General features: G+C 55.3%; 25 protein-coding genes, 2 tRNA genes, 1 pseudogene and 1 riboswitch. Of the genes and pseudogenes, 16 read left to right on the top strand and 12 right to left on the bottom strand.

The genetic code is table 11. The annotated features are described in order from the left end of the window. Positions 1–45: 45 nt before the first annotated feature. Both ACWKXX_RS03770 and ACWKXX_RS03765 read right to left on the bottom strand, forming a co-directional pair. Positions 46–966 (bottom strand): DMT family transporter, encoded by a 921-nt coding sequence (locus ACWKXX_RS03770; RefSeq protein ID WP_017384777.1) that lies wholly within the window; start codon positions 964–966, stop codon positions 46–48. A 116-nt stretch (positions 967–1,082) separates the two neighbouring features. Further along, entirely contained in the window at positions 1,083–1,253 is a 171-nt protein-coding gene (locus ACWKXX_RS03765; protein WP_001273664.1) for a con-10 family general stress protein, read from the bottom strand. Positions 1,254–1,644: 391 nt separating this feature from the next. Here ACWKXX_RS03765 and wrbA point away from each other — a divergent pair, with 391 nt between their 5' ends. Both wrbA and ACWKXX_RS03755 read left to right on the top strand, forming a co-directional pair. Then, on the top strand, positions 1,645–2,241 hold the full coding sequence (wrbA, locus tag ACWKXX_RS03760; protein ID WP_006809323.1) for an NAD(P)H:quinone oxidoreductase: 597 nt from the start codon (positions 1,645–1,647) through the stop codon (positions 2,239–2,241). Positions 2,242–2,259: 18 nt separating this feature from the next. Next, positions 2,260–2,487: a YccJ family protein gene (locus ACWKXX_RS03755; protein ID WP_006809324.1), complete on the top strand. Its 228-nt coding sequence runs from the start codon at positions 2,260–2,262 to the stop codon at positions 2,485–2,487. Between the two features lie 32 nt (positions 2,488–2,519). Here the strand turns inward: ACWKXX_RS03755 and agp are convergent, their stop codons facing one another. Further along, positions 2,520–3,761: a bifunctional glucose-1-phosphatase/inositol phosphatase gene (gene agp, locus ACWKXX_RS03750; RefSeq protein ID WP_047726845.1), complete on the bottom strand. Its 1,242-nt coding sequence runs from the start codon at positions 3,759–3,761 to the stop codon at positions 2,520–2,522. A gap of 152 nt (positions 3,762–3,913) precedes the next feature. Here agp and ACWKXX_RS03745 point away from each other — a divergent pair. Then, positions 3,914–4,021 (top strand): annotated as a pseudogene (locus tag ACWKXX_RS03745) (winged helix-turn-helix transcriptional regulator); the annotation flags it as partial. A 66-nt stretch (positions 4,022–4,087) separates the two neighbouring features. Here the strand turns inward: ACWKXX_RS03745 and ACWKXX_RS03740 are convergent. Next, complete coding sequence (locus ACWKXX_RS03740; RefSeq protein WP_017384779.1) at positions 4,088–4,447, bottom strand: winged helix-turn-helix transcriptional regulator; 360 nt, start codon at positions 4,445–4,447, stop codon at positions 4,088–4,090. 100 nt (positions 4,448–4,547) lie between these two features. Between ACWKXX_RS03740 and ACWKXX_RS03735 the strand changes: the two genes are divergently transcribed. Then, complete coding sequence (locus ACWKXX_RS03735) at positions 4,548–5,297, top strand: SDR family oxidoreductase (RefSeq protein WP_017384780.1); 750 nt, start codon at positions 4,548–4,550, stop codon at positions 5,295–5,297. A 1-nt stretch (position 5,298) separates the two neighbouring features. On the opposite strand, the gene ACWKXX_RS03730 is transcribed toward ACWKXX_RS03735, so the two are convergent. Then, complete coding sequence (locus tag ACWKXX_RS03730; protein ID WP_017384781.1) at positions 5,299–5,802, bottom strand: DedA family protein; 504 nt, start codon at positions 5,800–5,802, stop codon at positions 5,299–5,301. A 159-nt stretch (positions 5,803–5,961) separates the two neighbouring features. Further along, positions 5,962–6,131, top strand: a riboswitch (M-box (ykoK) riboswitch). A 60-nt stretch (positions 6,132–6,191) separates the two neighbouring features. On the opposite strand from ACWKXX_RS03730, the gene ACWKXX_RS03725 reads away from it, so the two are divergent. Beyond that, entirely contained in the window at positions 6,192–7,193 is a 1,002-nt protein-coding gene (locus ACWKXX_RS03725) for a magnesium transporter (RefSeq protein ID WP_015570882.1), read from the top strand. A 42-nt stretch (positions 7,194–7,235) separates the two neighbouring features. Here ACWKXX_RS03725 and ACWKXX_RS03720 read toward each other — a convergent pair. Further along, a tRNA-Ser gene (locus ACWKXX_RS03720) sits at positions 7,236–7,323 on the bottom strand. A 254-nt stretch (positions 7,324–7,577) separates the two neighbouring features. Here ACWKXX_RS03720 and ACWKXX_RS03715 point away from each other — a divergent pair. Then, positions 7,578–8,096 (top strand): LuxR C-terminal-related transcriptional regulator, encoded by a 519-nt coding sequence (locus ACWKXX_RS03715; protein ID WP_023303404.1) that lies wholly within the window; start codon positions 7,578–7,580, stop codon positions 8,094–8,096. Positions 8,097–8,136: 40 nt separating this feature from the next. Here ACWKXX_RS03715 and ACWKXX_RS03710 read toward each other — a convergent pair whose 3' ends face one another. Then, the gene (locus ACWKXX_RS03710) at positions 8,137–9,252 is read right to left on the bottom strand and encodes a mechanosensitive ion channel family protein (RefSeq protein WP_261666317.1); all 1,116 of its coding nucleotides are present in this window, start codon (positions 9,250–9,252) and stop codon (positions 8,137–8,139) included. Between the two features lie 173 nt (positions 9,253–9,425). Between ACWKXX_RS03710 and ACWKXX_RS03705 the strand changes: the two genes are divergently transcribed. Genes ACWKXX_RS03705 through ACWKXX_RS03695 form a run of 3 tightly spaced genes read left to right on the top strand, consistent with a single transcriptional unit; the run spans position 9,426 to position 12,219 of the window. Next, positions 9,426–10,433, top strand: a complete 1,008-nt coding sequence (locus tag ACWKXX_RS03705; protein WP_047731344.1) for an ABC transporter substrate-binding protein — start codon at positions 9,426–9,428, stop codon at positions 10,431–10,433. Further along, positions 10,430–11,461, top strand: a complete 1,032-nt coding sequence (locus ACWKXX_RS03700; RefSeq protein WP_017384785.1) for a FecCD family ABC transporter permease — start codon at positions 10,430–10,432, stop codon at positions 11,459–11,461. The genes ACWKXX_RS03705 and ACWKXX_RS03700 overlap by 4 nt, the downstream gene beginning before the upstream one ends. Then, a complete protein-coding gene (locus ACWKXX_RS03695; RefSeq protein WP_015570887.1) occupies positions 11,458–12,219 on the top strand; it encodes an ABC transporter ATP-binding protein in 762 nt (253 codons plus the stop codon). The genes ACWKXX_RS03700 and ACWKXX_RS03695 overlap by 4 nt, the downstream gene beginning before the upstream one ends. Before the next feature lie 60 nt (positions 12,220–12,279). Here ACWKXX_RS03695 and ACWKXX_RS03690 read toward each other — a convergent pair. Continuing rightward, positions 12,280–12,367 (bottom strand) — tRNA-Ser (locus tag ACWKXX_RS03690). A gap of 144 nt (positions 12,368–12,511) precedes the next feature. Beyond that, positions 12,512–14,140 (bottom strand): ABC transporter substrate-binding protein, encoded by a 1,629-nt coding sequence (locus tag ACWKXX_RS03685; RefSeq protein ID WP_017384786.1) that lies wholly within the window; start codon positions 14,138–14,140, stop codon positions 12,512–12,514. Positions 14,141–14,410: 270 nt separating this feature from the next. Between ACWKXX_RS03685 and yccA the strand changes: the two genes are divergently transcribed. Further along, on the top strand, positions 14,411–15,070 hold the full coding sequence (gene yccA / locus ACWKXX_RS03680; protein ID WP_261666319.1) for an FtsH protease modulator YccA: 660 nt from the start codon (positions 14,411–14,413) through the stop codon (positions 15,068–15,070). Between the two features lie 88 nt (positions 15,071–15,158). Then, on the top strand, positions 15,159–15,488 hold the full coding sequence (tusE, locus tag ACWKXX_RS03675; protein WP_003858129.1) for a sulfurtransferase TusE: 330 nt from the start codon (positions 15,159–15,161) through the stop codon (positions 15,486–15,488). Here the strand turns inward: tusE and yccX are convergent. Continuing rightward, the gene (yccX, locus tag ACWKXX_RS03670; protein WP_454540766.1) at positions 15,485–15,766 is read right to left on the bottom strand and encodes an acylphosphatase; all 282 of its coding nucleotides are present in this window, start codon (positions 15,764–15,766) and stop codon (positions 15,485–15,487) included. The genes tusE and yccX overlap by 4 nt on opposite strands. Before the next feature lie 93 nt (positions 15,767–15,859). On the opposite strand from yccX, the gene rlmI reads away from it, so the two are divergent. Beyond that, positions 15,860–17,050 (top strand): 23S rRNA (cytosine(1962)-C(5))-methyltransferase RlmI, encoded by a 1,191-nt coding sequence (gene rlmI / locus ACWKXX_RS03665; protein ID WP_015570890.1) that lies wholly within the window; start codon positions 15,860–15,862, stop codon positions 17,048–17,050. Positions 17,051–17,110: 60 nt separating this feature from the next. After that, complete coding sequence (hspQ, locus tag ACWKXX_RS03660) at positions 17,111–17,428, top strand: heat shock protein HspQ (RefSeq protein ID WP_003858136.1); 318 nt, start codon at positions 17,111–17,113, stop codon at positions 17,426–17,428. A gap of 32 nt (positions 17,429–17,460) precedes the next feature. Here the strand turns inward: hspQ and ACWKXX_RS03655 are convergent, their stop codons facing one another. Continuing rightward, entirely contained in the window at positions 17,461–17,874 is a 414-nt protein-coding gene (locus ACWKXX_RS03655; RefSeq protein WP_006809337.1) for a CoA-binding protein, read from the bottom strand. A gap of 171 nt (positions 17,875–18,045) precedes the next feature. Between ACWKXX_RS03655 and csgI the strand changes: the two genes are divergently transcribed. Together csgI and mgsA are read left to right on the top strand one after the other, a co-directional pair. Next, positions 18,046–18,708, top strand: a complete 663-nt coding sequence (gene csgI / locus ACWKXX_RS03650) for a curli synthesis inhibitor (RefSeq protein WP_017384801.1) — start codon at positions 18,046–18,048, stop codon at positions 18,706–18,708. An 80-nt stretch (positions 18,709–18,788) separates the two neighbouring features. Then, positions 18,789–19,247 (top strand): methylglyoxal synthase, encoded by a 459-nt coding sequence (gene mgsA, locus ACWKXX_RS03645; protein ID WP_003858146.1) that lies wholly within the window; start codon positions 18,789–18,791, stop codon positions 19,245–19,247. 53 nt (positions 19,248–19,300) lie between these two features. Here the strand turns inward: mgsA and helD are convergent, their stop codons facing one another. Then, positions 19,301–21,355 carry a DNA helicase IV gene (gene helD / locus ACWKXX_RS03640; protein WP_017384802.1) on the bottom strand — a complete coding sequence of 685 codons (2,055 nt, stop codon included), beginning with the start codon at positions 21,353–21,355 and terminating at the stop codon, positions 19,301–19,303. A gap of 122 nt (positions 21,356–21,477) precedes the next feature. Here helD and ACWKXX_RS03635 point away from each other — a divergent pair, with 122 nt between their 5' ends. Further along, on the top strand, positions 21,478–21,924 hold the full coding sequence (locus ACWKXX_RS03635) for a YccF domain-containing protein (protein WP_003858149.1): 447 nt from the start codon (positions 21,478–21,480) through the stop codon (positions 21,922–21,924).

Below are 21,924 nucleotides of genomic sequence, written 5' to 3'. Positions count from 1 at the left end.
GCGCAAGCGAAGCGCCGCCGGGCTAAACGGGCAGGCTGCGCGTTATTAGCTATCTGCCCCTTGTTCAGCGCTCAATCCGGCAGTCGCCTTACGTCGTTTTTTTAACTTCAACTCGCTCACCAGCACCCCGGCGATAATAAACGCCGCGCCCACCAGCGCCAGCAGGGGCAGACGCTCCCCGGCGAGTCGCCCGAAAATACCCGCCCATACCGGTTCACCGGTATAAATGACCGTCGCCCGAGTTGGGGATACGCTGCGCTGCGCCCAGTTCATGGTGACCTGGATAATGGCGCTGAAAATGCCCAGCCCCAGCGCCACGACGATAAGCCCGGTAGACATCGGCGGGACGGACTCCCCTGCCGGCACCATCGTCGCGAACGCCACCAGCGACGCGGTGGTAAGCTGCACCACCGTCACCCGCTTGACGTCCACTTTTCCTGCCCAGGCGCTAATCAGGATAATTTCTGCCGCAATGGCGACGGCCCCCACCAGAGTGATGATCTCCCCCGGCCCCAGCGCCAGCAGATTATTTTCCGGCCCGGCTAATAAAATAAGGCCGATGAACGCCAGCACGATGCCAATGCACGACATCAAGCCCGGCATTCTGCCGAGGCACAACCACTGCAACAGCGGCACCAGCGGTACGTACATGGCGGTGATGAAGGCGGATTTACTGCTGGAGATAGACTGGAGCCCCCACGTTTGCAGGCTGTAGCCCATGGCAATCGCCACGCCAATGGCGACACCCGCTTTAAGCTCTCTCAGGGTCAACCCGCGCAGGGTTTTCAGCGAAATAAGCGCCACGGCAATCGCCGCGGTTGCAAAGCGCAGCCCCACGAAGAAAAACGGATCGCTCATCGTGACCGCGTACTGAACGGCAAGAAAGGTTCCGCCCCAGAACATGGTGATCAAAATCAGGATGGCTTCCTGAGGCTTAATGGAGAAGGTAAAACGGGAAACGGACATGGGACACCAGCACGAAGAATCAATCCTGTAGTGTGCGATGCCTTTGATGACAGTTCAATGTAGCAGACATAAAAAAACCGCCGGGAAACCCGGCGGCAGGGAGTTAACCCGGCGTACTACTTGTTGCTGCCGTGGCTATTTTTACCCCCTTTTTTACCAGCCTCTGATGCGCGCTGAGGGTCGTTTTTAAAGTTGCCCCCGCTAGACTGGCCACCTTTACGACCTGCTTCTGATGCTCTTTCACGGTCTTCAGCGAAATTACCTGAACCACCACGATGGTTTGCCATCTCTAACCTCCAGAGTGTGAAACATTAGACATCATATTGCATTCAGTAAAAGAGGATTCTTTCACCTCGCGGCTCAAGGACAGTGCCTTTATCTGTGCCGCGTGAAACTAAGCTTAGTGTAATGCGGCTATCCGGCAAGCGAGAGGTAATATTCTGCAACATGATCTCAGCCTTTCGTATGAAATGTCGGGGAAGTCATTCATAAGCCGTTCTTATATTTTGAAAAATCCGCGCCGCGAAAGTTGTTTCATTTTGCTACAAGGCGCATAACCAAAAGATATTGTTATATATCAAAGAAATGCCGTTCATTTTTGCAGTCTGGCTGTGATGTCATATCTTTAAAGGAACGCAGCGATCCGCTGTAAGAAAAACCAACGAGGAGTGATGCAAAATGGCAAAAGTTCTGGTGCTCTATTATTCCATGTATGGACACATTGAAACCATGGCTCACGCAGTAGCAGAAGGCGCAAACAGAGTAGACGGCGTTGAGGTCGTGGTTAAACGCGTACCGGAAACCATGCAGGCGGAAGCCTTCGCCAAAGCCGGGGGGAAAACACAAAACGCCCCGGTCGCCACCCCGCAGGAGCTCGCGGACTATGATGCCATTATCTTCGGCACCCCGACCCGCTTCGGCAATATGTCCGGCCAGATGCGCACCTTCCTCGACCAGACGGGCGGGCTCTGGGCCTCCGGCGCGTTATACGGCAAGCTGGCCAGCGTGTTCAGCTCTACCGGCACGGGCGGCGGCCAGGAGCAGACGATCACCTCCACCTGGACTACCCTTGCCCATCATGGGATGGTGATTGTGCCGATTGGCTACGGCGCGCAGGAACTGTTCGATGTTTCCCAGGTTCGTGGCGGGACACCGTATGGCGCGACAACCATTGCCGGTGGGGATGGGTCACGTCAGCCAAGCAATGAAGAACTTTCAATCGCCCGCTATCAGGGTGAATACGTCGCGGGTCTTGCAAAAAAACTGAACGGCTAACCCAACAGGAGGACAAGTATGCCAACTCAAGAATCCAAAGCTCACCACGTGGGCGAATGGGCAAGTTTACGCAATACCTCTCCGGAGATTGCCGAAGCCATCTTTGAAGTCGCCAATTATGACGAAAAGCTGGCTGAGCAGATTTGGGAAGAAGGCAACGATGAAGTGCTGGTTCGCGCCTTCGAAAAAACCGACAAAGACTCGCTGTTCTGGGGCGAGCAAACCATCGAACGTAAAAACGTCTGAACGTTCCCCCCGCCCACGCGGGGGGTTATCTTCTATTTCGCCGCGTTGTTCATCACCGCATTGAATTTATCGACAGGACAGAAGCCGTTGCCATCCACCGGACAGCCCTTCAGCTCCAGCGTCACGCGCTGCGCAGGGGATTGCAGCGACAGTACGCTGGCGTTACGCAGTTGATCTGAACTCTGGTAGACATACTCAATTTTCATCAGCTCCTGATTAGTGTTTTTGTCATGCCAGCGCTGGAAGACAATTTTACCGCCAATCGGGGTTCTTTCCTGCTGGTCGTGCAGCTGATAAGGCCTGAAGTCCAGCGCGGTCAGCAGCGAGGCGATGTTAGAGTCGTGCCCCACCAGCAGGGTGATTTTTGGCGCTTTTGCCTGGTCGGTCACCAGCGCTTTATCAATGTACTTCACCAGCGGTTTAGCCACGTTCTGCGCCACCTCCGTCGACGTAAACAGCGAGTCCTGATAGCCGTTTTTCAGCTTCGACAGCACGCGCCACTGCTGATCGGTTTTGATTTCCCCCCAGGCCACCTGGTCTGTCGGGAAGCCTTCGTAATACTGTAGCGTGAACGCATCCACCAGCGAGTTACCCACCTTCAGCGGCCCAGAGACGCCCGGCTCTTTTTCATAATCGGCGCTGAACGTATCTTTCGCCTCCGTCAGGGAGCAGACTTTTTTCTCCTTGCAGGACGGCGAGTCGCTGTAGTTTGTCAGCTGTTCCAGCAGTTTGTAGCTTTCATCCAGCTGCATTTTCTGCCGTTCCGTCTCCATCGCTTTCAGCGCTTTCTCGCGAAACTCAGGGGAGTTATCGGTAATGACCGGATTGAAGGTGGGGTCCATGGTGCCCATTTTTTCCTGGTGATGCACAGGAACATCGCACCCGGGGAACGCGCCGGTGATAAAGAACTGCGCGGTCGCCACGGTGCGCTGGAGGCTGTTGGCGTAGGCATAGACGGTATCCGCTGGCGGGCATTCACCCGTCTTCACCATCCCCTGCTCTGCCAGCCACTCGCGCATATAGTGACCCATATACACTTCCAGTACGCCGCCTTTGGTGGTGAGCTGTCCACCCGGGACGTCCCACTCCGGCCACTGCTTCGGCGTGGACTGCTCCAGCACGCTGCCGTTATTGGCAAGCGGCGCGCGCAGGTTGTGGCGGCTCATGATGAGCACCTGTTCCAGCTGATAGCCGTCCGGCGTGTCCTGCGCCTGTGCGCCAAAGGTCACGGAAAGGGTACATGCCACGGCAACTGCGAGTAGTGCTTTTCTCATCCCTAATTCCTCACACGTTTTTAATGTCGCCCTGAGTGTGACAGATCCGTGACAGGTTTTTCGGGAAGCATTTCTCAAACTGATGATTAACGTGCTTACGGCGTGTGCCGATGAGTTTTATAAAAAAACCATACCCCACCGGAGAATTCGCTGTGAAACGTACCCGCCTTGAAGAGAGCACCTGCCCCGTCGCCCGTTCGCTGGATATTATCGGCGACTGGTGGTCGCTGCTGATTGTTCGCGACGCGCGCTACGGGGTCGCAGTCGATATTCTGGTGGCCTATCTCACCGATGAAGCGGGGATCCGCGCTACGTAAAACAGTAGCCTAACGCTGAAGCTGGTCACCGTATTCGCTCATCCAGGCGGCCAGCGGCGAGAGTGCGTCCTGAAGGGTTAGCCCCAGCTCGGTGATCTGATACTCCACGCGCGGCGGGATCTCCGGGTAGACCGTTCGCGTCACCAGACCGCGCTGCTCAAACAGGCGCAGCTGCTTCGTCAGCTCTTTCTGGGTGATGGGGGCAGCGGCACGCAGCAGATCGCCAAAGCGAACGGGCGTATTGAACACAATCAGGCGATAGAGAATGGGGATCGCCCACTTACCGGAAATCAGATTCACAAACTGCGTCATCGGGCAGGTATACGCCTCAGATTTTTTTTCGCAGCACGCTTCCAGCAGCTCTGCCATTTCACACCTCTTGCCTCGTTAGTATCCAGTTGGTACCTGGTTTCCTTTCGATACTAACGTTTCTATAGTGCTTTCTCCAGAGACATTTCAGGAGAAGAACATGGGTCGTTTAACCGATAAGTATACGTTGATTACCGGCGGCACCAGCGGTATCGGTCTCGCCACCGCGCAGGCGTTTATCGCCGAAGGGGCGCGCGTCGCCGTGACCGGACGCAACCCGGATACCCTCGCCGAAGCAGAGCGCATTCTGGGCGATAAGGCCTGGGTGATCCCAACCGACGCAGGCGATATTTCGTCGCAAAAAGCGCTGGCGGAGTCCCTCACCGCCCGCTGGCCACGCCTGGATGCGGTCTTTCTCAACGCCGGTGACGTAACGCACGCGCCGCTGGAAGTCTGGCAGGAAGAGGCCTGGGACCGTCTGATGAACATCAACCTGAAGGGACCGTTCTTTTTAATTCAGGCGCTGCTGCCGCTGCTGAATAACCCATCCTCGGTGATCCTCTGCGGCTCCGTGAGCGCGCGCATCGGCCTGCCCACCAGCAGCGCGTATGCCGCGAGCAAGGCCGCCCTGCTGTCGCTGGCGCGTACACTGTCGGCGGAGCTGCTGCCGCGCGGGATCCGCGTCAACGGTCTGAGTCCCGGTCCGGTGGAAACCCCGGCGTTTACGAAAACGGGCTTAAGCGACGAGGCGCTTAACGCGATGATGGCAGAGGTCATTAAGCTGGTGCCGCTGGGCAGAATGGGCTCGACGACCGAGCTGGCAAAAGCCGCACTCTATCTGGCCTCCGACGAGTCGAGCTACACGGTGGGAACGGAACTGCTGGTGGACGGCGGAATGGGGAGCCTGTAATTCAAAAGGCGCTGATGCCGGTGACCGCGCCGACATACAGCGCCGCCCACGCACAGGCGGAAAGCAGGCTGACGGCGTAGACCTTGACGGCGTTCAGCCTGAGCATCCCGGCCGCCAGCGGAACGATGTAACGCAACACCGCCAGGAAGCGCGACGTAAAAAGCACGATGACCCCGTTCTTTTGCAGCTGATGCTGGACCCGCAGGAACTTATTGGCATGCTTTGAGGTGAAGCGCGTGACCATCCGGGTATGCCCCATCAGTTGGCCGATATGGTAATTCAGCATCGAACCTGCCGTTGCCCCCATCACTACGGCGAGCCACGTCAGCGCAGGATGCATGCTCCCCTGGCTGACGGTAATACCCGCCAGCAGCATCACCGACGCAGGCGGCAGCACGGAGGAGATCAGCACCGTCGATTTGCTCAGCGCCATCACGAATAACAGCACAAACAGATGTGCCGGATACAGCGCAAAATGATTCAGCAGGTTATCAACCCATGCCATTTTCCCCTCCCCCGCTAATAATTTAATTGTCCATTTAAAATGAATAACCTTAAATAAACCCTCAACATTTTATTAATAAGATTTACCTAAACCGTTCTTAAACATTATTTAATTTTCTGAGCACTAAATTTAAACAGGCGTATTATCCCTCTCGTTTTACAACGATCTCGTTATGGCGAGGCTCCTGTACAAATACACGTTATCGCTCTGGTGGGTTCGAGAGAACCGGCACAGGGTAAAACAGGCACTGTCGAATCAAGGCTTTGTCAGTATAACTTCCCTTGTGGGATACGGTGTACAGTGCTGAACCCAGGACGTGGGGATCTCCTTTCCGACATGCCCTGTCTTGCTCGCCCCTGAGAGATTTTATTATTCAAAGGGAATTTACTATGTCTTACGCTATTCACAACCAAAACCTGGCTTTTAATGACAGCGCCATCGCGCAATATATGAATACCGATTTTATCGTTATCGATATTTCATTATGCGTAGCTCTGGCACGCGAGCAGTTCTTTGAAAAATTAAAAGATGATGATATTCCGTCGCATATTTTTATCGAAGATAACGGTCGCCTCGCGGGTTTAATCGCCGTACGCAAATTATTGCAGGCCACGGACACCGTGCAGCCTGTTAAGGGGTTGATGATATCGGATTTTATTCAGCTCAAACCGGAAGATGAGCGGGCGGATGTCGCCGGGCTGCTGGCGCACGCTGGTGCGGATGTAGTGCCGGTGGTGACCCACGGCAAGCTGGTGGGCTGCCTTACCGAGCGTGAAATCGCCCATCTGCTGGAAGATGACGTTACTGAAGATGCCCAGCTTCAGGGGGCGACGCTGCCGCTGGAGAAGCCCTATCTGGAAACCAGCGCCTTCAGCCTGTGGAAGAAACGCTCCGTCTGGCTGCTGCTGCTGTTTGTTGCGGAAGCGTATACCAGTTCGGTGATCCAGCATTTTGAAGAGGCGCTGGAATCTGCCATCGCGCTGGCGTTCTTTATTCCGCTGCTGATTGGCACCGGCGGAAACAGCGGGACGCAGATCACCTCGACGCTGGTGCGCGCCATGGCGCTGGGTGAAGTCCACCTTCGCGATGTGGGTCGCGTGCTGCGCAAAGAGATCAGCACCTCGTTAATGATTGCCGCCACGCTGGGTCTGGCGGGCTGCGTTCGCGCCTGGATGATGGGTATTGGGATGGAAATCACGCTCATCGTCAGCCTGACGCTGGTCTGCATTACACTGTGGAGCGCCATCGTCTCGTCGGTGATCCCGATGGTACTGAAACGCTGCAAAATCGATCCGGCGGTAGTCTCCGCACCGTTTATCGCCACGCTAATCGACGGGACCGGGCTGATTATCTACTTCAAAATCGCGCAGTATACGCTGGGGCTGGAATAACGAAAAAACCCTGCGATATTGCTATCGCAGGGTTTTCGAATTTGGCGGAAGCGTAGAGATTCGAACTCTAGAACCCTTTCGGGTCGCCGGTTTTCAAGACCGGTGCCTTCAACCGCTCGGCCACGCTTCCAAAGTGAGGCGCACTATAAACATCTCTGAGCATGATGTAAAGCACGAAATTGCATAACATTACACGTCTTCCGTCCTCCCCTTCCGTCCCGCTGATTTCTTCGCCATCGACTGGCTAAAATGTAAACATTTATTTTTACATTCATAACGTTTATTAGATTCGCGGGTGGTCATTTAGACTCTTTTTCGCACAACACCCATTAACCGTGGATCACTGCGATAAGAGATTAGCCATGACTTTATTTAACGACGATTATGAATTTTTTATTTATCAGTGATAACTACTACCTTTGCCAGGGCGTATCAAGCTCCCTGACATCAACCCATTTGATTCGCGATGACGCGGATATTCACGATCTTGATGGGGTCGATCAGGCGATGGATTTTATCATTGCGATTGAACAGGATAAGTTACGCAATAAAACCATTCGGCAGGTCAAAAAAGTTAAGCGTGATTACATTGTCCTGATGCATGAGATAGAAGCCAACCGCGCAGTGAGAATCGATAATATTATCTATTCGTCGATGCATTTTACTGCTCACCCTTTTCAGCAGCTGATGCGCTTTTACCGGGCGCTCAGGACACACTCCTTTACGCGACGCGAATATGACGTGCTGAAGCTGTTTCATTTGGAAAACCATGAGATCGCGAAAAAGCTGCAACTGTCACAAAAAACGACCAGCACCTACCGCGTGAGGATCCTCGAGAAATTAAATATGCGCTCAAAAAACATTCTGGCGATGACCCGTGTAAAATCGGCGATCGTCGATTAAAAGCTGTAACATTTTGCCTTGCCACAAAAAAAACGGGCCGTCACGTTTCGCCCTGAGGGGGTTTGGCTGGCGCGGTATACCAGTTCTCTTTGGCAACCATTACGCTGCCCTCTGGCTGCATAACAAAATTCGGGGACATGATCTGCACGTTAAATTCGTTAAACACATCCTGTATCTGGCTATGCAGTTCATTGCGGGCAACCGCGAGGGACTGTTCGGGCAGCAGACGGACCTGCAATTCGTAAGCGATATACCAGTCCATTAACCCTAACTGGCGTACCAGCGGCGGCTCGGAAAGGTCAATCCCTTTTGCCCGTTTCGCGGCCAGCTCCAGCATGGCATGCACCTGACGCCATGGGGTGTCATAACCGATCGTGACGCTGACCGTCAGATTGAGGCTGCCATCGGGCTGTAGCGCGCTCAGATTGGTGATCTTACCGCTCACCACCACCGCGTTGGGCACGGTAACGACATAATTTTCCCGGGTAATAATTTTGGTCGCCAGCATGCCAATTTCACTGACCTTGCCTTCGTTATCCGCCACCCGAATGACATCGCCTTTGCGCAGCGCGCGGGAGTAAATCAGGACCAGACCGCTCATGGCATGGTTCATCACCCCTGCCGAGCCCAGCGTTAACATCAGGCCAAAGAAGACGCTAATACCTTTAAACGCCAGCGAGTTTGCACCGGGAAGAAACGGCCAGGCGGCGGAGAGAGCAAATAGCCAGCCGGTATCGTATTGATCGCGCAGCGCCATCCTTTGCGCTTCCATGCGCGCCAGCACGCGCTGTGCGGCCTGATTGAGGGTAAGATCGTCCCCTTCGTCCAAATCCCCTTCCGTCAGCAGCATCACAGGTTTCCCGTTCATCACTATTAGCCGTCCCTGCTGGTTATAGCGGGTCACGGGGACGATGCTGAGCGGCTCACGCACATCCGCCTCGGTAAAATTGCGCAGGGTGTTGCGGATGCGTAAAACGCGTTCTTCCGGCGTGGTCAGGCCAAATTTCGCCTGGAGCATGACGATGGGCTGATGGAAGATGTAGACCGTTCGGGCGCGCTCCTGCTCCGTAGGCGCCTGGCGGGGCTCTGCGGCATACGATGAGAAGGCGCTCAGGGCGGCAAAACAGAACGCAAACGCGAGCAGGATCTTTTTCATCCTTACTACCCCAGGTCAGAAATCTTGTTATTTTTCAGGCAACCCGCGAATGCCAGGTGGGTATGTTGAGAATAGTCCAGCCTTTCGTTTCTGCAACAAGCGACGGTGAGCGTGTTGCTCTCAGTCACAATATATGTATTATGTTATAACATAACAATTTCGGATTGCGTTCTATGTTACTTAAAAATGGGTTATTTCTGGCTTCACTGCTCTCCATGGCGCCTGCCGCTTTCGCCGCAACCACCTGGCCCCTCACGATTGAAAATTGCGGCGTTAAGCAGACCTTTACGCAGGCTCCTCAGCGCGTCGTGACCGTGGGTCAGCATGAAACAGAATTACTGCTCGCACTGGGGCTGGAGAAAACGATCGCCGCGACGTCAGTCTGGTTCGGCAAGCTCCCGGCCCCGCTGGAGGATGCCGGGAAAAACCTCCCCAGGCTTGCGGATAATTCCCCCTCCTTTGAGGCCGTGGTAGGACAGAAACCTGAACTCGTTCTCGCACAGTATCACTGGCACATTGGTCCGCAGGGAGAAGTGGGAACCCGTGAGCAGTTTGCGTCGCTGGGGATTAATACGTGGATCTCCCCTGCCGACTGCACGGATAAAACGGTAACGGAAACCTCAAACGCAGACGGAGCACGTAGCGCGCCGTTTTCACTGGCGGAAATTACACGGGAAGTGACAGATCTGGCGACGATTTTTGATGTTTCCGCGCGAGGTGAGCAGCTCAATCGTGCGCTGGCGGAGCGTATTAAAAAGGCCCAGGCGCGCGCCTCCGCGAAACCGCTTAGCGTTGTATTCTGGTTCTCCAGCAGCCGTCTGAATGGCGATCCCTGGGTGGCCGGGAATTACGGCGCGCCTGGCTGGATCAGCCGCACGCTGGGGTTGAAGAACATTATTGACTCTCACGACGAATGGCCCGCTGTAACGTGGGAACATATAGCCCGCTCGCAGCCGGACGTGATTGTTATCGCCGGGATGTCCCGCAGGCTCTACCCTGCCGATGACGTTGAGGTAAAAAAAGCGTTCTTGCGCAGTGACCCGGTGACAAAGAACATGCCTGCGGTCAGGAACAACCACATCATCGTGGTGCCAGCGATGTCGTTAAACCCTTCATTGCGTAACGTCGATGCGGTTGAGCTTATCAGCGATCGGCTGGCTTCTTTCCAGGATGAACAATGAGTCATTTCGCTTTTGACCGCCGCCAGCAGGGTTTACTGGCAGCAGGTGCCATGGCGCTGCCGCTGATGCTGGTCTTTGCCGCCAGTATCGGTGATATGCCGGTGTCGTATGCCAGTACCGGGAAAGCGATCCTCAACGGACTGGGTTTGACCTCTTATGCTTTGCCGCAAACGGAGGAAGGTATCGTCTGGCAATATCGCATGAGCCGGGCAGTAATGGCCGCGTGCAACGGCGGCGGCCTGGCGTTGTGCGGGCTGGTGTTACAGTCGATCCTGCGTAACCCTCTGGCTGAGCCTTATCTGCTGGGGATTTCCGCGGGCGCATCGCTGGGGGCCGTCTGCGTGATGCTTCTCGGCATCGGGGGGAGCGTGATTGGCGTAAGCAGCGGTGCGTTTGTCGGCTCGTGCGCCGCCTTTGCGCTCATCATGGTGATTACGAACGGGATGAGTGAAAGCCCGTCGCGCATTTTGCTGGCTGGCATTGCGGGCACCCAGCTCTTCAACGCCATGACCGCGTACGTCGTCAGTACGTCCGCCAATGCCGAGCAGTCCCGTAGCGTCATGTTCTGGCTGCTGGGAAGTCTGAGCGGCGTGCGCTGGCCTGACGCGCTGCTGGCGCTGGCCGTTACGCTTGCGGGTTTACTGGTGGTATTGCTCTTTTCACGGGCGCTGGACACCTTCACCTTCGGGGATGAGGTCTCCACCACGCTGGGGATCCCGGTTACCGCCGTGCGTATTGTCTTATTGCTGACCTGTGCCATTGTTACCGCAACGCTGGTGAGCGCCACGGGCGCAGTGGGGTTTGTCGGGCTGGTCATTCCCCATGTAACGCGCATGCTATGTGGGCCGGGCCATCGTCTATCTATCCCGCTGACGTTTCTTATCGGCGCCCACTTTATGATCCTCGCCGATATCGTCTCACGCACGCTGATTGTGCACCAGGTTCTGCCCATCGGGGTGGTGACTGCGCTGGTGGGCGCCCCCGTCTTTGTGGCGTTGCTTTATCAAAACCGAAAGGAGCATCCATGAATATTACTGTGGCCGGGTTAACCGTAACCCGACAAGCGCAGACGGTGCTTAAGGATATCGATCTCGACCTGCCATCCGGGCAGATTATCGGCCTGTTAGGGCCAAACGGCTCGGGCAAGTCGACGCTGCTGCGCTGTCTCGCCGGGCTGTTTCCACGACTCAGTGAACGCGTGGCGCTTAATGGCACAACGCTAGGCATGATGCCGCTGAAAAAACGCGCGCAGCACATGGCGTTTGTCCCGCAACATGCTGAGGTCGACGGAGAACTGACCGTTGAGGACATTGTCAGACTGGGGCGTACGCCCTACCGGAAAACATTCCAGAAAACCTCGCGCGACGATGAGGCTGCGGTTGAGCAGGCGATTGGCCTGATGCAGTTATGCCGCTTACGCCAGCGGCGATGGCACTCTTTGTCTGGCGGAGAACGCCAGCGAAGCCAGATAGCCCGCGCGCTGGCCCAGCAGCCGCAGGTGCTGTTGCTCGATGAACCGACAAACCACCTGGACATTCAGCACCAGCTGGAGCTGATGCGGCTCGTTTCACAGCTGCCGCTTACGGTGGTGGTTGCACTGCACGATCTCAATCTTGCGGCCAATTATTGCCAGCGTCTGATCCTCCTGAAGGCCGGGCAGATCGCCGCCACGGGCGCGCCCGAAGCGGTTCTGACGCCGGCAAACATCGAGGACACCTGGTGCGTAAAAGCTCAGGTCTGCAAGGCCGACGCCGGGATCACGATAAGCTACAACATGGTGGCATGACGGAAGACTGGCGCAAAAACAAAAACCCCTGCGATATTGCTATCGCAGGGGTTTCGAATTTGGCGGAAGCGTAGAGATTCGAACTCTAGAACCCTTTCGGGTCGCCGGTTTTCAAGACCGGTGCCTTCAACCGCTCGGCCACGCTTCCTAAGTGAAGCGAACTATAAACACCTCACCGCGCGCTGTAAAGAGTGCGCGCATTCGTTCGCTTTAAAAATAGCCAAAATGCGTTTAATCGGTTGAATAGACGACAGATTGGCCGTTTTGGCAGCATAATATCCACCGCGGATCGTTAGTGCTTTTTGATGTACATATCTTTGGTGTAGTAATACCCGAGCTTGTCTGGCGTGAAGCCCCCTACCCACGGTTTCACCAGGTGCGTGCGCACGTAATGATAGACCGGGATCGCCGGGACATCGCGTCCCAGCAGATCTTCTGCCTGCTGGTAGAATTTACCGCGCTCCTCCGCCGTTTTCGATTTCGCCGCGTTCACCAGTGCCCGATCGTAGTCCGGATTGCTGTACTGAGTGGTGTTTTGGCTGTCCCCGGTACGGAAGTTGTTCAGGAAGGTTGCCGCATCGTCGTAATCGGCAATCCAGGCGTAGCGTACCGCGTCAAAGTTATGGGTGTGCATGGTATCAAGCATGGTTTTCCACTCCTGATTTTGCAGCTTCGCCTCCACGCCGAGGTTCTTCTTCCACATTGAGCTGGCGGCAATGGCAATACGCTGGTGCGATTCCGAAGTGTTATAGAGAAGATTAAAGCTGAGCGGATGGCTGTCGTTAAATCCGGCTTCGGCCAGCAGCTTTTTCGCCTCGGTAATGCGTTTATCCATCGGCCAGCTGGCGTAATCCGGGTTCTGAAGCTTGACGCCGCCAATATTCGGCTGGCTGATCAGCCATGCCGGGCGCTGACCCTGCCCTAATACTTTATCGGCGATGATGTCTTTATCCAGCGCCAGGTTCAGCGCCTTGCGCACGCGGGCGTCGTTGAACGGCGGCCGGGTAGTGTTGAACTGATAATAATAGGTGGCAAGCTGCGGTGAAACGTCCAGCTCGCTCCCCAGCGTTTTCTTCAGCTGAGCAAACTGGTTGATCGGCACCGTGTAGACAATGTCGATTTCGCCCGCTTTGTAGCGGTTGACGTCAGCAGCTTCAGAGGAAATGGGCAGATAGGTCACCTTCTTGATGACGGTATGTTCGTTATCCCAATATTTCGGGTTACGCACCGCCACAATGCGTTCGTTAACCACCCACTGTGACAGTTTATAGGCCCCGCTGCTGACGAAGTGCTCCGGTTTGGTCCACTTATCACCGAAACGGCCTACCAGGACTTTATCAATTGGCACCAGAGACGGGTGAGCCAGCATCGCCAGGAAAGCGGCGTTAGGTTGCGTGAGCGTAACTTCCAGCGTGGTGTCATTGATGGCTTTCACCCCCAGCGACTCGGGCGCTTTTTTGCCTTCTGCGATATCAGTGCCGTTGACGATACGCATACTACCGGGATAGCTGGCATACGGAGAGGCGGTTTTCGGGTCGACCAGCCGCTGCCAGCTCCAGACAATATCTTCCGCGGTGATGGGGGTTCCATCGCTCCAGGTAATGCCCGGACGCAGATGGAACGTCCAGACGGTGTTGTCTTTATTTTCCCATTTCTCCGCCAGGCGCGGCTGGATTTCACCTGCCGGAGAGACGCTGACCAGCCCGTCGAATAAATCGCTGATAATATTGAATTCGACATCGCTTTCGACTTTATGCGGGTCGAGCGAGGCGGGTTCACTGCCGTTGTTCCTGACCAGTTCCTGCTTATCTGCCAGCTGGGTTCCTGCCGGCACGTTAGCCGCCCAGGTTGCCGTGCTGGCGCACAGGATCCCTGCGGTTAACAAAGAGAGTGTAAAGTGCGTGCGTGTTTGTGGTTTCATTTCCTTCGCCTTATTGTCTGTTTTTATGACGATCCGGAAATAACTCTTAGCGGCCTTAGGGAAATAACGCAATATTTTTCAGTGACCTATAAGAGGTTGATCTGAATACGCCCTACAAACCGCACTTCATTCTGAGTACAAAGGCTTTGCCAGAATAAAAAACCAGCATAATCCCTAAGGGGCTGAGTAAAGATGGGTAAAACCACTTTGCCTCTGCCGCGCCGTTTCCTATTCTTTGCGCTAATTACATCTGTCATAAGAGAGTGACTCATGGATCGTATAACTACTTCTTCACGCGACCGCACATCGCTACTCAGCACCCATAAGGTGCTGCGCAATACCTATTTCATGCTCAGCCTGACGCTGGCGTTTTCGGCGATCACCGCGACGGCCAGCACCGTACTGATGCTGCCTTCTCCGGGCCTGATCCTCACGCTGGTAGGTATGTACGGTCTGATGTTCCTGACCTACAAAACCGCGGATAAACCGGTGGGTATTCTCTCCGCGTTCGCCTTTACCGGCTTCCTGGGCTACATTCTGGGGCCAATCCTGAATGCCTATCTGTCTGCCGGAATGGGCGACGTGATTGGTATGGCGCTGGGCGGTACCGCGCTGGTGTTCTTCTGCTGCTCGGCCTACGTGCTGACCACCCGTAAGGACATGTCCTTCCTTGGCGGTATGCTGATGGCAGGTATCGTGATTGTGCTGGTCGGTATGCTGGCGAACATCTTCCTGCAATTGCCTGCGCTGCATCTGGCAATCAGCGCGGTGTTTATCCTGATTTCATCCGGCGCAATCCTGTATGAAACCAGCAACATCATTCACGGCGGTGAGACGAACTATATCCGCGCCACTGTGAGCCTGTATGTGTCGCTGTACAACATTTTTGTCAGCCTGCTGAGCATCCTGGGCTTCGCCAGCCGCGATTAACTCACCGTGCTGTGAACAGGGCCCCGCTTATGCGGGGCTTTGTTTTTTTGGTAGACTTAGGCGGTTTTTGACTAACGTGTGAATGAATATGTTGAGTTTTGAAGGCAAAGAGATCGAAACCGATAACGACGGTTATCTGAAAGAGAGCAGCCAGTGGAGCGAAGCGCTGGCGGAGAAAATTGCGGAAAACGAAGGAATTACTCTCTCCCCGGAACACTGGGAAGTGGTGCGCTTCGTGCGAGAATTTTACCTTGAATTCAACACCTCGCCGGCTATCCGCATGCTGGTCAAAGCCATGGCGAATAAATTTGGCGAAGAGAAAGGCAACAGCCGTTATCTGTATCGCCTGTTTCCGAAAGGCCCGGCTAAACAGGCGACAAAAATCGCCGGCCTGCCAAAGCCGGTAAAATGCATTTAATAGCGAATACTGAAGTCAGCGTATTCCCGGTCGGGTTGATGCGGTTCCGTTAGCACCTTATCAACCCGCGCGCTGCGCGGTCCGCCCGCTTTCAGCCACGCCACCAGCTTCTCAACCCGATCCGCCTCACCGCAGGCCACAACCTCCACGCTGCCATCATCCATGTTACGCGCATACCCTGTCAGCCCGAGCTGAAGGGCTTCGCGCTGGGTGCTGTAGCGGAATCCGACGCTCTGTACAAGGCCATGAACCCAGGCAATGGTGCAAACATTTGACATCATCCTTCTCCTTATCCGACTGGCGCGTTGCATTTCCTCACTGAAGTCGGGAAAATGGCGGCCATTTCATTGGAATCGACAGAATAGCAAATTATGAGTGTACGTTTAGTGTTAGCCAAAGGGCGCGAGAAGTCATTACTGCGCCGTCATCCCTGGGTCTTTTCCGGCGCGGTTGCTCGCATGGAAGGTAAAGCCAGCCTCGGTGAAACCATCGATATTGTTGACCATCAGGGGAAATGGTTAGCACGCGGCGCATACTCGCCAGCATCTCAGATCCGCGCGCGCGTCTGGACGTTCGATAAAGAAGAAACCATCGATATAGACTTCTTTGTCCGTCGTCTGCAACAGGCGCAGCAGTGGCGCGAGTGGCTGGCAAAGCGTGACGGGCTGGACAGCTATCGTCTGATTGCCGGAGAGTCCGACGGGCTGCCGGGCGTGACCATTGACCGCTTCGGCAATTTCCTGGTGTTGCAGCTGCTGAGCGCCGGGGCGGAATACCAGCGTGCCGCGCTGATTAGCGCCTTGCAAACCCTGTTCCCGGAATGTGCCATTTACGACCGCAGCGACGTGGCGGTACGTAAAAAAGAGGGCATGGAGCTGACGCAAGGCCCGGTCACCGGCGAACTGCCGCCTGCCCTGCTGCCTATCGAAGAACATGGCATGAAGCTGCTGGTGGATATCCAGGGCGGCCATAAGACCGGTTATTACCTCGACCAGCGTGACAGCCGTCTGGCAACGCGCCAGTACGTTGCCGATAAACGCGTGCTGAACTGCTTCTCTTATACCGGCGGCTTTGCGGTCTCTGCCCTGATGGGCGGCTGTGCTCAGGTGGTGAGCGTCGACACCTCACAGGAAGCGCTGGACGTGGCGAAGCAGAACGTTGAGCTGAATAAGCTGGATCTGAGCAAAGCGGAGTTTGTGCGCGACGACGTATTCAAACTGCTGCGTAAATACCGCGACCAGGGCGAGAAATTTGACGTAATCGTGATGGACCCGCCGAAGTTTGTTGAAAACAAAAGCCAGCTGATGGGCGCCTGCCGTGGCTATAAAGACATCAACATGCTGGCGATCCAGCTGCTGAACCCGGGCGGCGTGCTGCTGACGTTCTCCTGCTCTGGCCTGATGACGACAGATTTATTCCAAAAAATCATCGCCGATGCCGCAATAGATGCGGGTCGTGATGTACAATTTATAGAGCAGTTCCGTCAGGCCGCCGATCACCCGGTGATCGCTACCTACCCGGAAGGGCTGTATCTGAAAGGGTTTGCCTGTCGCGTCATGTAACTTGAAAAGAGAAATATTGCCCGCACATAGTGTGTATGTAATGTTTCCCGGGAGGTGACTATGATTGCCAGCAAATTCGGTATCGGCCAGCAGGTCCGCCACACCTTGCTTGGATATTTGGGTGTGGTCGTGGATATCGACCCGGAGTATTCCCTTGATGAACCGTCAGCAGACGATCTGGCCGTTGACGCAGAGCTTCGCGCCGCGCCCTGGTATCATGTGGTTATGGAGGGCGACGATGGTCAGCCTGTCCATACCTATCTTGCCGAAGCGCAGCTGAGTGGTGAACTACAGGATGAGCATCCGGAACAACCCACTATGGACGAGCTTGCTCAGACCATCCGCAAACAGTTACAGGCACCAAGACTGCGCAACTAAAGGTGTAAAAAAGCCCGTCAAACGGGCTTTTTTTATTTTGCCAGCCCCAGACGGGGAATATCGATTGCCGGACAGCGATCCATCACCACCTTCAGCCCGGCATCGCGCGCCAGCACGGCCGCCTGCTCATTAATCACGCCCAGCTGCATCCACAGCGTTTTCGCGCCAATGGCAATTGCCTCCTGCGCCACGCCCCAGGCCGCCTCTGAATTACGAAAAACGTCCACCATATCCACCTTTTCCGGCACGTCCGCGAGCGTCGCATAGCCCTGCTGGCCCAGCAGCGTTTTCCCCGCCACCTTCGGCGAGACCGGGATCACGTGATAACCCTGATCCAGAAGGTATTTCATGACCCGATAGCTTGGGCGATCCGGTTTATCGCTCGCGCCGACCAGCGCGATAGTGCGCGTGGACGTCAGAATCTCGACAATGTCGTTCTCTTTCATGCTCTTCCTCCTGGCTTTTTTCAAAGTGTACGTCAAAGCGGACATCTCAACCACGCATCCCATACAGAAGTATGAGGGCAAAACGGCAGAATATGTCTATATGTTAGTAAACGTGTTTGTCGAAAACTTTTAATACATTCTTACCGGGTAGTTTGTCTACAGGAGTCTGCTATGAAAACCGGCATTGCCTGGGCTATGGTTGCGTTAATCATGCCGGTTTGTGTTTTCGCAACCACTCTCAGACTCTCAACCGACATTGACCTGCTGGTGCTGGACGGGAAAAAAGTCTCCAGCTCCCTGCTGCGGGGTGCAGACAGTATCGAGCTGGATAACGGCCCGCACCAGGTGGTTTTTCGGGTGGAAAAGACCATTCGCCTCGCCGACAACGAACAGCAGGTGTACATTTCGCCTCCGCTGGTGGTCAGCTTTAATACCCACCTTATCAGCCAGGTCAATTTTCGTCTCCCGCGCCTTGAGACAGAAAAGGAGTCACTGGCATTTGATGCCTCGCCGCGCATTGAACTGGTGGACGGGGACTCCATGCCCATCCCGGTAAAACTGGATATTCTGGCGCTGACAAAAAGGTCAAAGGGAACAGACTATGAAGCGGACACCGAGACCTACAACAGGGCCAGCAGGCGCGCCTCGCTGCCCCAGTTCGCCACCATGATGGCGGATGACAGTACCCTGCTTTCGGGCGTATCGGAGCTGGATGTACTCCCCCCTCAGTCGCAGACCCTTACTGAGCAACGCCTCAAGTTCTGGTTCCAGAATGCCGATCCGGACACGCGCGCCCGTTTTCTGCAATGGGCGAAGCAACAACCTTCGTCGTAAGCCACATTTTTTCGTCCTTTCTCTTGCAGCATCAGCCAGTTCCCGTCATCGTGTAACGAGGTAACCTCACGGATAAGATTATGGAACTGACAACACGCACACTTCCGGCGCGCAAGCACATTGCTCTGGTTGCGCACGATCACTGTAAACAAATGCTGCTTAACTGGGTTCGTCGCCATCAGCCTCTTTTACAGCATCATGCCCTTTCTGCCACGGGAACAACCGGCAACCTGATCCACCGCGAAACCGGTCTGGAAGTGAATGCCATGCTGAGCGGCCCGATGGGGGGTGACCAGCAGGTAGGTGCTCAGATTTCAGAAGGTAAAATTGACGTTCTGATTTTCTTCTGGGATCCGCTGAACGCGGTTCCGCATGATCCGGACGTTAAAGCGCTGCTGCGTCTGGCGACGGTGTGGAACATTCCGGTAGCCACCAATCTTTCAACGGCAGATTTCATCATTGAATCGCCGCAGTTTAACGATCCGGTGGAGATTTTGATCCCGGATTATCAGCGTTATCTTGCGGAGAGACTGAAGTAGTTTTTTGCCCGGTGGCGCTGCGCTTACCGGGCCTACAGAATTTGCCCGGCGCGTTACGGCTTTCTCGCCACCGGCACGTCAATACTTTTCAAAATATCGACAAACACCGACGGCTCCTCTTTGTTGAACAAGAGCCACACGCGATGGCGCGCGCGGGTTATCGCCACGTACAGTAAACGCCGCTCCTCTGCATCCGGGAAATCTTCCGGAACAGGTAATAACGCCTCTTCCATCACGGATTCCCGCGCCGGTGCAGGGAAACCGTCGCTCCCCTCTTTTAGCCCCACCACAATCACGTAGTCGGCCTGCTGCCCTTTACTGGCGTGAATGGTCATAAAATCGAGCTGAAGTTTTGGCCAGCGCGTCGCCGCTTTTTCCAGCGCCGTCGGCTTGAGGTGATGATAACGCGCCAGCACCAGAATACGCTCATCCGGTTTCGCATAGCCGCTCAGTTTATCCAGCAGCGGTTCCAGCTGATCGTCCGCCAGCAGCGTGACGGCCTTTTTATCCCCCGACGTCAGGCTGTTAAGCGGTTTCGACAGCTGGTGCGGGTTCTGCTGAATAAAACGGTTGGCTATTTCGCCAATCCGCGAGTTGAAGCGGTAGGTGGTGTCCAGATCGCTGCGATCGCCTTCCCCAAAATAGTGGTGGAAGGCCGTTGTGAGGGATAGTTGCGCCCCGCTGAAACGGTAGATAGCCTGCCAGTCATCGCCCACGGCAAACAGCGACGTGTGTTTATTCTGCGCCCGCAGCGCCGAAAGCAGCGCAGCGCGCTGCGGCGAGATATCCTGAAACTCATCCACCAGGATGTGTTTCCACGGGCTGACGAAGCGCCCTTTCTCCAGAATGATAATGGCCTGATGGATCAGCCCCGAAAAATCGACCGCGTTTTCGTCTTTCAGCACGGTTTTCCACGCTTTCAGCATCGGCGCCATCAGCTTAACCCGTTTAGAAAACACAGCGCGGATCGACTCCGGTGCGCTTTCTATCATCTCCGCCTGAGAGCCGCCGTGCATGCGCATCAGGCTTACCCACCGGTCGAGACGAGAGCCCAGCCGGCGCGCCAGCTTTTCATCCTGCCAGAAGCTGCCCTCCGGCACCTCCCAGCTGAGTTCCTCTTCAAGCCACTGACGCCAGCCTTTCGCCTGCGCCTTTTTTTCACTGCACTGCTGACGCCATGCCTCGATAAACAGCGCCTGGCGAGCCTGAGCGTCGTTCTCCAGCTTGCTGACAACAGGAACTTTTTTGCTGCCCTGTTGAATGATGTGTAAAGCGAGGGAGTGGAACGTGCGCGCCGAGATATCCTGGGTATGCAAACGCGCCTGAATGCGCTCATCCATCTCCTGCGCAGCCTTGCGACCAAAGGCCAGCAGCAAAATCTGGTCTGCAACCGCCTCGCCCGTTGTCAGAAGCCAACCCGCGCGCGCCACCAGCACCGACGTTTTGCCGCTCCCGGCACCTGCCAGCACCAATAAAGACTGTTCGCCATTCACCACGGCGCGCGCCTGGGCAGGATTGAGGGGCGATGACTCCACTGTACTGAAGAAGTCGGCATATTGTGTAAGCATCGCCTCAGTCCAGGCCTGGTTATGCGCCAGACGGCTTTTCTCGATATCGCTCAGCCAGGCCTGGCACTTCCGCCACGCGTCGCGGCAGTTATCAAATTCCTCAAGCCGCGCCACCGGTAAAGGCAATGCCGTCAGCGCCTGGGCGATTTTTTGCTGAAGCCCGGCGGTTTGCTGGCGCGTCAGCCACTTCTGCTGCGTATTGCTTAGCGCGATATCGTCCAGCACCTGTTGTAGCACCTGTGCGGCTATCACGCTCATCTCCTGGCTCCACTGCTGCCAGCGCGTGTTCAGATGATGGTGGAAGCGTTGGGTTTCCGCCCACTCGGTCCCGTGGAGTCGCACCACTTTGTCTGCCGGCAGGACGAACTCCAGCTCCCCCCATACCAGCCCTCGTTTACAATGAATGGCCAGTAGCTGATTAAACGGAATAAGGTATTCGTGGCGTTCCCCGGAGACTTTCACTCCCGCATTGAGAAGGACAACCTTGTCGTAAGGGTGCTGCGCCAGGCGTTTGCCCATTGAAGTTGCTTTCAGTTCCATATCCTGCCGGATCCACGAGGTCATAATTTGTCAGACAGTTTAACTGCCAGTTTTAAGGTGCTCCAGCCCAAAAAAACGTTACAATCACCGGGCGTTAATCATATCGAAGGAAATGAGGGTTTATGCGTACCGTTCTGAATGTGTTGAATTTTGTCCTTGGCGGTTTTGCCACCACCCTTTCCTGGCTTTTTGCCACTCTGGTGAGCATCGTGCTCATCTTCACCCTTCCGCTGACGCGCTCCTGCTGGGAAATCACCAAACTGTCCCTCGTTCCTTATGGAAATGAAGCCGTACACGTGGATGAGCTGGAGCCGGAAAGAAAAAATGCCCTGATGAATACCGGCGGCACGCTGCTGAATATTTTATGGCTGATCTTCTTTGGCTGGTGGTTGTGTCTGATGCATATCTTCGCTGGTATCGCCCAGTGCATCACGATTATAGGCATTCCGGTTGGCATCGCTAATTTCAAAATTGCTACCATCGCCCTGTGGCCGGTAGGACGCCGTGTTGTCCCGGTCGAAGTCGCGCAAGCCGCGCGTGAAGCCAACGCCCGTCGCCGTTTTCAGTAA

This window comes from Enterobacter sp. UPMP2061 (assembly GCF_053709615.1).
The sequence above is the reverse complement of the archived record's forward strand: the minus strand, read 5'-3'. Positions and strand labels throughout refer to the sequence as shown.

What these genes read in the sequence shown, in the direction of transcription:
- ACWKXX_RS03770 (WP_017384777.1), bottom strand. Translation starts at nt 966, where the DNA reads ATGTCCGTTTCCCGTTTTACCTTCTCCATTAAGCCTCAGGAAGCCATC.
- ACWKXX_RS03765 (WP_001273664.1), bottom strand. Translation starts at nt 1,253, where the DNA reads ATGGCAAACCATCGTGGTGGTTCAGGTAATTTCGCTGAAGACCGTGAA.
- wrbA (WP_006809323.1), top strand. Translation starts at nt 1,645, where the DNA reads ATGGCAAAAGTTCTGGTGCTCTATTATTCCATGTATGGACACATTGAA.
- ACWKXX_RS03755 (WP_006809324.1), top strand. Translation starts at nt 2,260, where the DNA reads ATGCCAACTCAAGAATCCAAAGCTCACCACGTGGGCGAATGGGCAAGT.
- agp (WP_047726845.1), bottom strand. Translation starts at nt 3,761, where the DNA reads ATGAGAAAAGCACTACTCGCAGTTGCCGTGGCATGTACCCTTTCCGTG.
- ACWKXX_RS03740 (WP_017384779.1), bottom strand. Translation starts at nt 4,447, where the DNA reads ATGGCAGAGCTGCTGGAAGCGTGCTGCGAAAAAAAATCTGAGGCGTAT.
- ACWKXX_RS03735 (WP_017384780.1), top strand. Translation starts at nt 4,548, where the DNA reads ATGGGTCGTTTAACCGATAAGTATACGTTGATTACCGGCGGCACCAGC.
- ACWKXX_RS03730 (WP_017384781.1), bottom strand. Translation starts at nt 5,802, where the DNA reads ATGGCATGGGTTGATAACCTGCTGAATCATTTTGCGCTGTATCCGGCA.
- ACWKXX_RS03725 (WP_015570882.1), top strand. Translation starts at nt 6,192, where the DNA reads ATGTCTTACGCTATTCACAACCAAAACCTGGCTTTTAATGACAGCGCC.
- ACWKXX_RS03715 (WP_023303404.1), top strand. Translation starts at nt 7,578, where the DNA reads ATGAATTTTTTATTTATCAGTGATAACTACTACCTTTGCCAGGGCGTA.
- ACWKXX_RS03710 (WP_261666317.1), bottom strand. Translation starts at nt 9,252, where the DNA reads ATGAAAAAGATCCTGCTCGCGTTTGCGTTCTGTTTTGCCGCCCTGAGC.
- ACWKXX_RS03705 (WP_047731344.1), top strand. Translation starts at nt 9,426, where the DNA reads ATGTTACTTAAAAATGGGTTATTTCTGGCTTCACTGCTCTCCATGGCG.
- ACWKXX_RS03700 (WP_017384785.1), top strand. Translation starts at nt 10,430, where the DNA reads ATGAGTCATTTCGCTTTTGACCGCCGCCAGCAGGGTTTACTGGCAGCA.
- ACWKXX_RS03695 (WP_015570887.1), top strand. Translation starts at nt 11,458, where the DNA reads ATGAATATTACTGTGGCCGGGTTAACCGTAACCCGACAAGCGCAGACG.
- ACWKXX_RS03685 (WP_017384786.1), bottom strand. Translation starts at nt 14,140, where the DNA reads ATGAAACCACAAACACGCACGCACTTTACACTCTCTTTGTTAACCGCA.
- yccA (WP_261666319.1), top strand. Translation starts at nt 14,411, where the DNA reads ATGGATCGTATAACTACTTCTTCACGCGACCGCACATCGCTACTCAGC.
- tusE (WP_003858129.1), top strand. Translation starts at nt 15,159, where the DNA reads ATGTTGAGTTTTGAAGGCAAAGAGATCGAAACCGATAACGACGGTTAT.
- yccX (WP_454540766.1), bottom strand. Translation starts at nt 15,766, where the DNA reads ATGTCAAATGTTTGCACCATTGCCTGGGTTCATGGCCTTGTACAGAGC.
- rlmI (WP_015570890.1), top strand. Translation starts at nt 15,860, where the DNA reads ATGAGTGTACGTTTAGTGTTAGCCAAAGGGCGCGAGAAGTCATTACTG.
- hspQ (WP_003858136.1), top strand. Translation starts at nt 17,111, where the DNA reads ATGATTGCCAGCAAATTCGGTATCGGCCAGCAGGTCCGCCACACCTTG.
- ACWKXX_RS03655 (WP_006809337.1), bottom strand. Translation starts at nt 17,874, where the DNA reads ATGAAAGAGAACGACATTGTCGAGATTCTGACGTCCACGCGCACTATC.
- csgI (WP_017384801.1), top strand. Translation starts at nt 18,046, where the DNA reads ATGAAAACCGGCATTGCCTGGGCTATGGTTGCGTTAATCATGCCGGTT.
- mgsA (WP_003858146.1), top strand. Translation starts at nt 18,789, where the DNA reads ATGGAACTGACAACACGCACACTTCCGGCGCGCAAGCACATTGCTCTG.
- helD (WP_017384802.1), bottom strand. Translation starts at nt 21,355, where the DNA reads ATGGAACTGAAAGCAACTTCAATGGGCAAACGCCTGGCGCAGCACCCT.
- ACWKXX_RS03635 (WP_003858149.1), top strand. Translation starts at nt 21,478, where the DNA reads ATGCGTACCGTTCTGAATGTGTTGAATTTTGTCCTTGGCGGTTTTGCC.